We start from the raw sequence: 10,749 nt of genomic DNA, 5'->3' as shown, positions 1-10,749 counted from the left end.
GTGCAGTCCGTGTTCGACTTTAATTCGCTGATCGATGATCGATCAAAGGGTTGAGAGGAAAATCTTTCGTTTTCAATGAATTGGCATCCCGTGCCATGGGTACAGGCACGCAGTGACGCCGAAATTCCCTGGGCAAATCGGGTGATTCAGGCGCGCGGCGCGCATCCGAGCACATGTGTTTTCACCAGAGCGCCGATGGCGGGGTCCCGTCTGCGGAACGCTTCGACCAAATCCTGATGTTCTTCGGCGTACGACTTCTGTACGGTGCCCAGCCAGCGGATCGACAGCGCGGTGAACACCTCGATGCCAAGACCCTCCCAGGTGTGCAGCAGCACGCTGTTCCCGGCCGCCCGCACCAGCTCGCGGTGGAAGCCGACGGTGTGCCGCACCTGTGCGGTCCCGTCGTGTCCCCGGTCGGCCGCGTACAACGCGGTGACGTGCGGTTCCAGCGCGGAACAGTCCACCGCCAGCCGCTCGGCGGCCAGCTCGGCGGCGATCTGCTCCAGGCCCGCCCGTACCGGGTAGCTCTCCTCCAGATCGGCCGCGCTGAGGTTCCTGACCCGTACGCCCTTGTTGGGCGCCGACTCGATGAGCCGCAGGCTCTCCAGCTCACGCAGCGCCTCGCGCACGGGCGTCTGGCTCACCCGCAGCTCGGTCGCGATCCGTCGCTCGACGATCCGCTCACCCGGCTTCCAGCGCCCGCTCACGATCCCCTCCACGATGTGCTCGCGGATCTGTTCGCGGAGCGAGTGGACGACGGGCGGGGTCATGGATGTGCTCCTCCTGGCGGGGACGGTTCCTCGACAATACGGCCCAGTACCGACAACGTCGGCGCCCCCGCCCGGATCTCTCCGGACGGGGGCGCCGACGTGCGATGAACCGCGTTGACTACAGGCCGAGTTCGACCTCGTACTCGCCGGCCTCCAGGATCGCCTTGACGGTCGTCAGGTAACGGGCCGCGTCGGCGCCGTCCACCAGGCGGTGGTCGTAGGAGAGCGCGACGTACGTCATGTCGCGCACCGCGATGGTCTCGCCCAGGTCCGGGTGGTTGATGACCACCGGGCGCCGGACGGTGGCACCGATGCCGAGGATCGCGACCTGGTTCGGGGGCACGATGATCGTGTCGAACAGGGCGCCGCGCGAACCGGTGTTGCTGATGGTGAAGGTCGCGCCGGCCAGGTCGTCCGGGGTGATCTTGCTGGCACGCACGGCGGCGGCCAGCTCCGCGGTCTTCTTCGAGATGCCGGCGAGGTTGAGGTCGCCCGCACCCTTGATGACCGGGGTCATCAGACCCTTCTCGGAGTCCACCGCGATACCGATGTTCTCGGTGTCGAAGTAGGTGATCGTCCCTTCGCCCTCGTTGATCCGGGCGTTGATGACCGGGTGGGCCTTCAGCGCCTGGGCCGCCGCCTTGACGAAGAACGGCATCGGGGAGAGCTTGACGCCCTCACGGGCCGCGAACGACTCCTTGGCCTGGGCACGCAGACGCATCAGCTTGGTGATGTCCACCTCGACCACGGAGGTCAGCTGGGCCTGGTCGTGCAGCGCCTTGATCATGTTGTCGCCGATGACCTTGCGCATGCGGGTCATCTTGACGGTCTGACCGCGCAGCGGAGACGACTCCAGCTTCGGCGCCTTCGACGCGGCGGGAGCCGCGGCGGCCGGAGCCGGAGCCGCGGCGGCGGCCTTGGCGGCCTCCGCCGCTGCGAGGACGTCCTGCTTGCGGATACGGCCACCGACGCCGGTGCCCTTGACCGCGCCGAGGTCGATCCCGTTCTCGGAGGCGAGCTTGCGGACCAGCGGCGTGACGTACGCGCCGTCGTCACCGGAGGTCGCGGCGGGAGCGGCGGCCGGAGCCTTCGCGGGAGCCGGCGCAGCCGGGGCCGGGGCCTGCGCGGCCGGAGCCGGAGCGGCGGCCTTGGGGGCCTCCTCCTGAGCAGGCGCGGCGGCCGGGGCGGGAGCCGGAGCCTTGGGGGCCTCCTGCGCCGGGGCGGGCGCGGGAGCGGCCGGAGCCGCCGCGGGCGCGGCACCGGGAGCGCCGATGACGGCGAGCTTGGCGCCGACCTCAGCGGTCTCGTCCTCGCCGACCACGATCTCCAGCAGGACACCGGCGGTCGGGGCGGGGATCTCGGTGTCGACCTTGTCGGTGGAGACCTCGAGCAGCGGCTCGTCCTCCTCGACCGAGTCGCCGATCTCCTTCAGCCAGCGGGTGACGGTGCCCTCGGTGACGCTCTCGCCGAGCGCCGGAAGGACCACGTCGGTGCCCTCGGCGGAACCGCCGCCGGAAGCGGCCTCGGCGCTCGGCGCCGGGGCGGGGGGCTGCGACTCCTGCGCCGGGGCGGCCTCGGGGGCCTCCTGCGCCGGGGCCGGGGCCTCGGCGGGCTCGGCGGCGGGGGCGGCCTCGGGGGCGCCGGAACCGTCGTCGATGATGGCCAGCTCTGCGCCGACCTCCACCGTCTCGTCCTCGGCGACCTTGATGGACGCCAGCACGCCGGAGGACGGCGCGGGGATCTCGGTGTCGACCTTGTCGGTGGAGACCTCGAGCAGCGGCTCGTCGGCCTCGACGCGCTCGCCCTCGGCTTTCAGCCACCGGGTGACAGTGCCCTCGGTGACGCTCTCGCCGAGCGCCGGCAGGGTTACGGAAACCGCCATGGTTTCAGTTGCTCCTAACGAATGTGCGGTAGTGGTCGTCGCGGCCGGACTGAAGGCTCAGTCGTGGGAGTGCAGGGGCTTGCCGGCCAGGGCCAGGTGGGCCTCGCCGAGCGCCTCGTTCTGGGTCGGGTGCGCGTGGATGAGCTGCGCGACCTCGGAGGGCAGGGCCTCCCAGTTGTAGATCAGCTGGGCTTCGCCGACCTGCTCGCCCATACGGTCACCGACCATGTGGACGCCGACCACGGCGCCGTCCTTGACCTGGACGAGCTTGATCTCGCCCGCGGTCTTGAGGATCTTGCTCCGGCCGTTGCCCGCGAGGTTGTACTTCAGGGCGACGACCTTGTCCGCACCGTAGATCTCCTTGGCCTTGGCCTCGGTGATGCCGACGGAGGCGACCTCGGGGTGGCAGTACGTCACCCGGGGCACGCCGTCGTAGTCGATCGGAACGGTCTTGAGGCCGGCCAGCCGCTCCGCGACGAGCATGCCCTCGGCGAAGCCGACGTGCGCGAGCTGGAGGGTCGGGACGAGGTCGCCGACGGCCGAGATCGTCTCGACGTTCGTGCGCATGTACTCGTCCACGACGACGTAGCCGCGGTCCAGCGCGACGCCCTGCTCCTCGTAGCCGAGGCCCTGCGAGACCGGGCCGCGGCCGATCGCGACCAGCAGCACCTCCGCCTCGAAGGTCTTGCCGTCGGCGAGGGTGACCCGCACACCGTCCTCGGTGTACTCGGCCTTGTCGAAGAACGTGCCGAGGTTGAACTTGATGCCGCGCTTGCGGAACGCGCGCTCAAGAAGCTTCGAGCTGTTCTCGTCCTCGAGGGGAGCGAGGTGCTTCAGACCCTCGACGATCGTCACGTCGGTGCCGAAGGACTTCCACGCCGAGGCGAACTCGACGCCGATGACGCCGCCGCCCAGGATGATCGCGGACTGCGGGACGCGGTCCAGCTTCAGCGCGTGGTCCGAGGAGATGATCCGGTTGCCGTCGATCTGCAGGCCCGGCAGCGACTTCGGCACGGAGCCGGTCGCCAGCAGGATGTGACGGCCCTGGACGCTGCGGCCCTCGACGTCGACGGAGGTCGGGGAGGAGAGACGGCCCTCACCCTCGATGTACGTCACCTTGCGGGAGGCGATGAGTCCCTGGAGGCCCTTGTAGAGGCCCGAGACCACGTCGTCCTTGTACTTGTGCACACCCGCGATGTCGATGCCCTCGAAGGTGGCCTTGACACCGAACTGCTCGGACTCGCGTGCCTGGTCGGCGATCTCGCCGGCGTGCAGCAGGGCCTTCGTCGGGATGCAGCCGTTGTGCAGGCAGGTGCCGCCCAGCTTGTTCTTCTCGATCAGTGCGACGTCCAGGCCCAGCTGCGCTCCGCGCAGGGCCGCGGCGTAACCGCCGCTACCGCCGCCGAGGATCACTAGGTCGAAAACGGTGCTGGCGTCGTTCGCCACGTCACGTCCTCCATGCATGTGCGCCGGGCGCCGGCCTTCTCTGACCGGGCGGCGGCTGGTATTCGGCCGCTTGTCTTCGGCCCTGTGGTGGGGGCCCTGTCCTGCCGAGAACCCATCTTCGCACTTGTTGACGGGTGACGGGACGCGGGGCCGGGGTACGGGACAGCCGGGACCCCGCACTACAGGGTTACCAACCTGTACACACGTACGGATTTCGTCCAGGGCGAAAAGGCCGCTGCGGCCCCGGGCAATAAGAGCCCGGGGCCGCAGCGCTTTATTCCGCGGCCCGGTGCGCGGCCGGTTCCCGGGCTTTTTCCAAGCCGGGTTCCGGCCGGGTTCCCGCGCGGGAGAAATACCTAGCCGAGATCGCCGGCGGCGGTGCGCTCCGCGAGCCTGACCAGCGTGCGGATCGAGGATCCCGTACCGCCCTTGGGGGTGTAGCCGTAGGGCGCCCCCTCGTGGAAGGCCGGGCCCGCGATGTCGAGGTGGGCCCAGGTGATGCCCTCGCCCACGAACTCCTTCAGGAACAGCCCGGCGACCAGACCGCCGCCCATCCGCTCGCCGATGTTGGCGATGTCGGCGGTGGGGGAGTCCATGCCCTTGAGCAGGTCCGCGGGGAGCGGCATCGGCCAGGACGCCTCGCCGACCTCCGAGGAGATCTCGTGCAGGGACGTACGGAACGCGTCGTCGTTCGACATGATGCCGAAGGTGCGGTTGCCCAGCGCCACCATCATCGCGCCGGTCAGGGTCGCCACGTCGATGATCGCGTCCGGGGCCTCCTCGGAGGCGCGGGTGATCGCGTCGGCCAGCACGAGCCGGCCCTCGGCGTCGGTGTTCAGCACCTCGACGGTCTTGCCGCTGTACATGCGCAGCACGTCACCGGGGCGGACGGCGGATCCCGACGGCATGTTCTCCGCGAGCGCCAGCCAGCCGGTGACGTTGACGCGCAGGCCGAGCCTGGCGGCCGAGATGACGGTGGCGAACACGGCGGCAGCACCACTCATGTCGCACTTCATCGTCTCGTTGTGGCCCGGCGGCTTGAGCGAGATGCCGCCCGAGTCGTAGGTGATGCCCTTGCCGACCAGGGCGAGTGTCTTCGCCGCCTTGGGGTGCGTGTACGAGAGCTTCACCAGGCGCGGCGGGCTGACCGAGCCCTGGCCGACGCCGAGGATGCCGCCGTAGCCGCCCTTGGTGAGCGCCTTCTCGTCCAGGATCTCTACCTTGACGCCGTTCTCCTTGCCGGCGGCGGACGCCACGGCGGCGAAGGCCTCGGGGGTGAGGTCGTTCGGCGGGGTGTTGATCAGGTCGCGCGCGCGGTTGATCTCCTCGGTCAGCGCGATCGCACGGTCGGCCGCGGCCTTGTGCGCCTTGTCGCGCGGCTTCGCGCCGAGGAGTGTGATCTCGGCGAGCGGCAGCTTGGGACCCTTGTCGCCCTTCTTCGCGCGCTTCTCGCCGCCCTGGTAGGCGGTGAAGGCGTACGCGCCGAGGAGAGCGCCCTCCGCGACGGCCTCGACGTCCGCGGCCTGGGCCACGGGCAGCGCGAGCGCGGCCTTCTTGGTGCCCGACAGGACGCGGGCCGCGGTGCCGGCGGCGCGGCGCAGCGCCTCGGAGCCGTACGACTCGTTCTTCTCCGGGACCGCGCCGAGTCCGACGGCGAGGATGACGGGTGCCTTGTAGCCGGCGGGCGCGGGCAGCTTGGTCACCTCGCCCTCGGCGCCGGTGGCACCGAGGGTTTCCAGAACGGTGGCGAGCTTTCCGTCGAAGGCCTTGTTCACGGCCTCGGCGCCCGGAGCGATCACCGGGCCCTTGCCGCCCTTCGCGATGCCGACGACGACCACGTCGACGCGGAGCGTCGACGCCCCGGCTGTACTGAGAGTGAGAGCAGTCACTGTGGTGATTTCTCGCTTCCGTTGAGTTCCATGGCGGTCGGGGGGTGGGCCGACCGGGCCCGCCGCATCGTCATCCGGCCCGTTGGGCACCGGATCCGGTCCGGTGTCCGGCCCGATGAACGCCGGGAATGAGACTACGCGCGGTGATGTGATCCGCTCACGGCGGTTTGCCGTTCATCTGACCGTGGGCTGGTTTTCGCCGGATGTGCGCAGCCGGACGCGCGCCCTTGCCGCCGCCGGGCCGCGGGGCCGGTCCGCGCCGCGGGGCGGCTCGGCTCAGCCCAGGGTCAGCGCGATCAGCGTCGCTGTCGCGGCGGTCTCGGCGAGGGCGCCGAACACATCGCCGGTGACTCCGCCGAAGCGGCGTACGCAGTGCCGCAGCAGTGACCACGCGGCGAGCAGCCCGGCCAGGGCCGCGAGACCGTGCCGCAGGGCGCCGCCGGGGCCGAAGGACGCGCCCGCCGCCGCGCAGGCGAGCGTCACCAGCGCCGCGACGGCGGCGGCGGCCGGCAGCGGGACCGTGCCGGCCACGGCCGCGCCCAGACCGTCCGGCCTGGCCGGCGGGACGCCCGTACGGCAGGCGACGGTGAGCGCGAGCCGCGCGACCACCCCGGCGGCCGACACCCCGACGGCGCCGAGCGCCGGGCTGCGCCCGTACAGCTCGGCCACCGCCGCGACCTGGGCGAGCAGCACGAGCAGCAGGGTGATGACCCCGAAGGGGCCGATGTCCGACTGCTTCATGATCCGCAGGGCGTCGGCGGCCGGTCTGCCGCTGCCGAGGCCGTCCGCGGTGTCGGCGAGACCGTCGAGGTGCAGACCTCGGGTGAGGACGGCGGGTACGGCCACCGCGCCGACCGCCGCGAGCAGCGGCGACGTTCCCGCCAGGAGCAGCAGCAGGCCGGTTCCGGCCGCGAACCCGCCCACGACGAGCCCGGCGAGCGGCGCGCACAGCATGCCCGCACGGGCCGCCTCGCGGTCCCAGCGTGTCACCCGGACGGGCAGCGCGGTGAGCGTGCCGAAGGCGAAACGCGGGCCGTCCGTGGGAGTCATCGCCCGAAATCCTAGAGGAGCCGGTCGCGGCGGCGGCCGGAAGGGGCGCCGGCGGCGCACGGCCGGGGAACCGCACCGGCCAACAGGCGGTAAATTGCCGCATATATGACGTCAGATCGGACGAGGCGCGATTCGGAAGCGGGCGGCATGGGCCACTGGTTTCACCAGAACATCGTCGAGCCGGGCAAGCTTCCCGCGCTGCTGGCCGTCGCCTCCTTCGTGCTCACCTTCGTGGTGACCCGGACGATCACCCGGCTCATCCGGGCCGGAAAGGGGCCGTTCAGGGACGTCTCACCGGGCGGTACGCACATCCATCACGTGGTGCCCGGGGTGGTGCTGACCGTGATCGGCGGTTTCGGTGCGGTCGGCACCGGCAGGCACGGCATCGCGGCGTCCGTGTGCGCGGTGATCTTCGGGGTGGGCGTCGGGCTCGTCCTGGACGAGTTCGCGCTGATCCTGCACCTTCAGGACGTCTACTGGAGCGAACAGGGCAGGCAGAGCGTGGAGGTGGTGATCCTGGCGGCGGCGCTGGCGCTGCTGGTGCTCGGCGGATACTCCCCGCTCGGCGTCAACTCCCTGTCGGCGGACCAGCAGCAGGACCGCGGCTCGGTGATCGTCACGATCGTGGTCAACTTCGCTTTCGCCGTCGTCACGCTCTTCAAGGGGAAGCCGCGGACGGGACTGGTCGGCGTCCTGGTGCCGTTCGTGGCGGTCGTGGGCGCGATCAGGCTGGGCAGGCCGGGCTCGCCGTGGGCCAGGCGCTTCTACCGCAACCGGCCGAAGGCGCGCGCGAAAGCGGCGCTGCGCGGCTACCGCCACGACATCCGCTGGTCGGGACCGCGCCGCCGGGTCCAGGACCTGATCGGCGGCGCCCCGGACGAACCGCCCGGGGGCCGTCTGCCGCGCTGAGCGCTCAGCCGACGGCGTCCTCGGAGTCCTCGGCGTCCTCCTCGTCCTCGGAGCCCTCCGCCGGACGCTCCGGCAGCTCCGCCGCCAGCGCCGCCGCGGCCCGCACGAGCGGGAGCGCGAGCAGCGCGCCCGCTCCCTCGCCGACCGTGACGCCCTGGTCGAGCAACGGGGTGAGTGACATCCGGTCCAGCGCCCTCGCCTGCGCGGGCTCGCCGCTCAGCTGGCCCGCCATCCACCAGTCGGGCGCGCGGAACGCGGCGCGCTGACCCACCAGCGCGCAGGCCGCGGAGACGACACCGTCCAGGATCACCGGCATCCGCCGTACCGCGCTCTGGAGCAGGAAGCCCGTCGTGGCCGCGAGGTCGGCGCCGCCCACCGCCGCCAGCAGTTCCAGCAGATCGCCGAGGACGGGACGGGCCCGGCGCAGCGAATCGCGGACGGCCGCGCACTTGCGCATCCAGGCCAGATCGTCGATCCCCGCGCCACCGCGGCCGGTGACCACCGACGCGTCCGTACCGCAGAGCGCCGCGATCAGGGTGGCCGCCGGGGTGGTGCCGCCGACGCTCAGGTCTCCGAGGACGATCAGATCCGTACCGGAGTCCGCCTCCTCGTCGGCGATCGCCATGCCGAGCCGTACCGCACGCTCGGCTTCCTCGACCGTCAGCGCGTTCTCGACGTCGGTACGGCCGCTGCCGCGCCGCACCCGGTGCTTCACGACGTCCTCGGGCAGCAGCTCCGGGTCGCAGTCCAGCCCGGCGTCGATGATCCGCACCGGCACTCCGGCCCTGCGGGCCAGCACGGCCACGGGGCTCACGCCGTCGAGCGTGGCGCGCACCAGCAGGTGCGCGGTGCCCGCGGGACGCCCGGAGACGTCGAGCGAGGCCACTCCGTGATCACCGGCGAACAGCACCACGCGGGGCTGCTCGACGGGCTTCACGGTCACGGAGCCCTGCGCGGCGGAAAGCCACTCGCCCAGCTCGTCCAGGCGGCCCAGCGCGCCGGGCGGCACGGTCAGCCGGCCCCTGCGTTCCTCGGCGTCACGGCGCGTACGGCTGTCGGGGCGCTCGATCAGATCGGAGAAGTCATCGAGATTCAGCGAGCTCATTCGCCGAACAGTACCGGCCTCCGTCACCCGCGCAGAGTGAGGGCCTGTCCCGCGACGACCAGCAGCAGGTGCTCGCACTCGGCGGCGAACGACGCGTTCAGCCGGCCCAGCTCGTCCCGGAAGCGCCGCCCGGACGTGGTCGCCGGCACCACGCCGGAACCGACCTCGTTGGACACCGCGACGACCGTCCGCCGCGTCCGGCGTACCGCCCCGACCAGCCCGGCGGTCCGCTCGCGCAGCGCCTTCTCGCCGCCCGCCGCCCAGGCCGCGTCGTCCCAGGCGTCCACCCGGTCCATCGCGTCGGTCAGCCACAGCGACAGGCAGTCGATCAGCAGCGGAGGCCCGGTGTCCGCGAGGAGCGGGACGAGGTCGCAGGTCTCCTCCGTGAGCCAGGAGGCGGGCCGCCGGTCGCGGTGCTCGCGCACCCGGGCACCCCACTCCGTGTCGCCGTCGCGGCTGCCGCCCGTCGCCACGTACACCACCCCGGGGAACGTGGCGAGCCGCCGTTCCGCCTCCCACGACTTGCCCGAGCGCGCCCCGCCGGTCACCAGCGTGCGCCGGGGGACGACCGGTACGTCCTGGTAGGCGCCCACCGTGATCGTCGTACCGTCGGGCACGGCGCGCGCGCCCGCGGCCGCGAGCCGCCGGTCCAGTTCGGCGCCCGGCGGCACGTCGTGGTCGAGGTGAACGGCGATCACGTCCGTGTCCGGGCCCACCGCCCCGGTCGCGCGCAGCCTGGCCACCGCGTCGGGCCGCCCGACGACATCGGCGGCCACCACGTCGTACGTGACCGTCGCGGCGGCCCTGCCGGGCGTGCCGGGCAGTCCCGCGGGCGCGCCGCCCGGCGGCAGGTACAGCAGCCGCTCGCCGCCGGGCGCCGTCACCTCGTAGCCCGTGCCCGGCGCGTCCATCGCCACCGCCCGCACCCGGTGCCCGCCGAGCAGCGTCAGCACCCGGCCGTCCGCCACCCGTCCCGCCGTCGGCAGCCCCGCGGGCAGTTCCACCGCGGGACCGTCGTGCGGATGGCTGAGCAGGACCTGCCGTACGCCCGCGAGCGAGTGCCCGGCGCGGGCGGCGGCGAGCGCGGCCCCCGGGGTGAGATCGAGGAGCAGGACACCGTCCATGAGCAGGGCGGTCGCGGCGCGCGCCGAAGCGCCCCTGGCGGCGGCGCAGGCGGCGCACGGGCAGTGGGGGCGGGGGAGGCCGGCGGGGGCTCCGGTGCCGAGCAGAGTGAGTTCCACGTAGATGATCCTCCCGCGTAGCCGCGTACGGTGCGCGCCCGGCTACGCTGCGGGCAGGTAACTGATCAGCTGGCCGGGGCCCGGGAGGCGCACATGGCGTGGACGTGGCGGTTCGAGAAGTCCGACGGTACGGAGGTCGCGCCGGCGGTGGAGCCGGAGGAGTTCACCACTCAGGGGGACGCCGAGTCGTGGATCGGCGAGGTGTGGAAGGAACTCCTCGACGGCGGCGCGGAACAGGTGCACCTGTTCGAGGACGGCACCGAGATCTACGGCCCGATGAGCCTGAAGGCCGATCAGGCCGATCAGGCCGATGAGTCCGAACAGCCCGAACAGGTCGAACAGGACTGACGGCGAGCGGCGCGACGGCGCCCGCGTGAGCCCTCATCCGGCGCGCGCGGGCGCTTACCGCTGGTTTTCGCGGGCGTGTCCGTGCCCAGCACCCCGACGTCCCGGCGCT

9 protein-coding genes are annotated in these 10,749 nt (G+C 72.2%); 2 read left to right on the top strand and 7 right to left on the bottom strand.

Annotation, left to right across the window (positions count from 1 at the left end; all coding sequences use genetic code 11):
* Window positions 1-146: 146 nt before the first annotated feature.
* The 5 genes from ACIP6N_RS05640 to ACIP6N_RS05620 all read right to left on the bottom strand — a co-directional run bounded on the left by ACIP6N_RS05640 (window position 147) and on the right by ACIP6N_RS05620 (window position 7,037).
* On the bottom strand, window positions 147-770 hold the full coding sequence (locus tag ACIP6N_RS05640) for a GntR family transcriptional regulator (RefSeq protein ID WP_401813132.1): 624 nt from the start codon (window positions 768-770) through the stop codon (window positions 147-149).
* A 118-nt stretch (window positions 771-888) separates the two neighbouring features.
* Window positions 889-2,652 carry a 2-oxoglutarate dehydrogenase, E2 component, dihydrolipoamide succinyltransferase gene (gene sucB, locus ACIP6N_RS05635; RefSeq protein ID WP_401813130.1) on the bottom strand — a complete coding sequence of 588 codons (1,764 nt, stop codon included), beginning with the start codon at window positions 2,650-2,652 and terminating at the stop codon, window positions 889-891.
* A 57-nt stretch (window positions 2,653-2,709) separates the two neighbouring features.
* Entirely contained in the window at window positions 2,710-4,098 is a 1,389-nt protein-coding gene (gene lpdA, locus ACIP6N_RS05630) for a dihydrolipoyl dehydrogenase (protein ID WP_401813128.1), read from the bottom strand.
* Between the two features lie 356 nt (window positions 4,099-4,454).
* On the bottom strand, window positions 4,455-5,987 hold the full coding sequence (locus tag ACIP6N_RS05625) for a leucyl aminopeptidase (RefSeq protein WP_401813126.1): 1,533 nt from the start codon (window positions 5,985-5,987) through the stop codon (window positions 4,455-4,457).
* 276 nt (window positions 5,988-6,263) lie between these two features.
* Complete coding sequence (locus tag ACIP6N_RS05620; RefSeq protein ID WP_401813125.1) at window positions 6,264-7,037, bottom strand: adenosylcobinamide-GDP ribazoletransferase; 774 nt, start codon at window positions 7,035-7,037, stop codon at window positions 6,264-6,266.
* Between the two features lie 147 nt (window positions 7,038-7,184).
* Between ACIP6N_RS05620 and ACIP6N_RS05615 the strand changes: the two genes are divergently transcribed.
* On the top strand, window positions 7,185-7,946 hold the full coding sequence (locus tag ACIP6N_RS05615) for a hypothetical protein (protein WP_401813505.1): 762 nt from the start codon (window positions 7,185-7,187) through the stop codon (window positions 7,944-7,946).
* A gap of 4 nt (window positions 7,947-7,950) precedes the next feature.
* Here the strand turns inward: ACIP6N_RS05615 and cobT are convergent, their stop codons facing one another.
* Window positions 7,951-9,051 carry a nicotinate-nucleotide--dimethylbenzimidazole phosphoribosyltransferase gene (cobT, locus tag ACIP6N_RS05610; RefSeq protein ID WP_401813123.1) on the bottom strand — a complete coding sequence of 367 codons (1,101 nt, stop codon included), beginning with the start codon at window positions 9,049-9,051 and terminating at the stop codon, window positions 7,951-7,953.
* A 23-nt stretch (window positions 9,052-9,074) separates the two neighbouring features.
* A complete protein-coding gene (locus tag ACIP6N_RS05605; protein WP_401813122.1) occupies window positions 9,075-10,292 on the bottom strand; it encodes a bifunctional adenosylcobinamide kinase/adenosylcobinamide-phosphate guanylyltransferase in 1,218 nt (405 codons plus the stop codon).
* A gap of 93 nt (window positions 10,293-10,385) precedes the next feature.
* Between ACIP6N_RS05605 and ACIP6N_RS05600 the strand changes: the two genes are divergently transcribed.
* Entirely contained in the window at window positions 10,386-10,640 is a 255-nt protein-coding gene (locus ACIP6N_RS05600) for a hypothetical protein (protein ID WP_401813120.1), read from the top strand.
* The last annotated feature ends 109 nt before the right edge of the window (window positions 10,641-10,749 follow it).

The organism is Streptomyces sp. NPDC088725 (assembly GCF_044751305.1).
In the GTDB taxonomy this organism is placed as follows: Bacteria; Actinomycetota; Actinomycetes; order Streptomycetales; family Streptomycetaceae; genus Streptomyces.
Note: the sequence above shows the minus strand (reverse complement) of the source record. Positions and strands in the feature narration are given on the sequence as shown.

Bases quoted from the DNA above. Each gene is read 5' to 3' on its own strand.
- ACIP6N_RS05640 (WP_401813132.1), bottom strand. From the start codon at position 770: ATGACCCCGCCCGTCGTCCACTCGCTCCGCGAACAGATCCGCGAGCAC.
- sucB (WP_401813130.1), bottom strand. From the start codon at position 2,652: ATGGCGGTTTCCGTAACCCTGCCGGCGCTCGGCGAGAGCGTCACCGAG.
- ACIP6N_RS05620 (WP_401813125.1), bottom strand. From the start codon at position 7,037: ATGACTCCCACGGACGGCCCGCGTTTCGCCTTCGGCACGCTCACCGCG.
- ACIP6N_RS05615 (WP_401813505.1), top strand. From the start codon at position 7,185: ATGGGCCACTGGTTTCACCAGAACATCGTCGAGCCGGGCAAGCTTCCC.
- cobT (WP_401813123.1), bottom strand. From the start codon at position 9,051: ATGAGCTCGCTGAATCTCGATGACTTCTCCGATCTGATCGAGCGCCCC.
- ACIP6N_RS05600 (WP_401813120.1), top strand. From the start codon at position 10,386: ATGGCGTGGACGTGGCGGTTCGAGAAGTCCGACGGTACGGAGGTCGCG.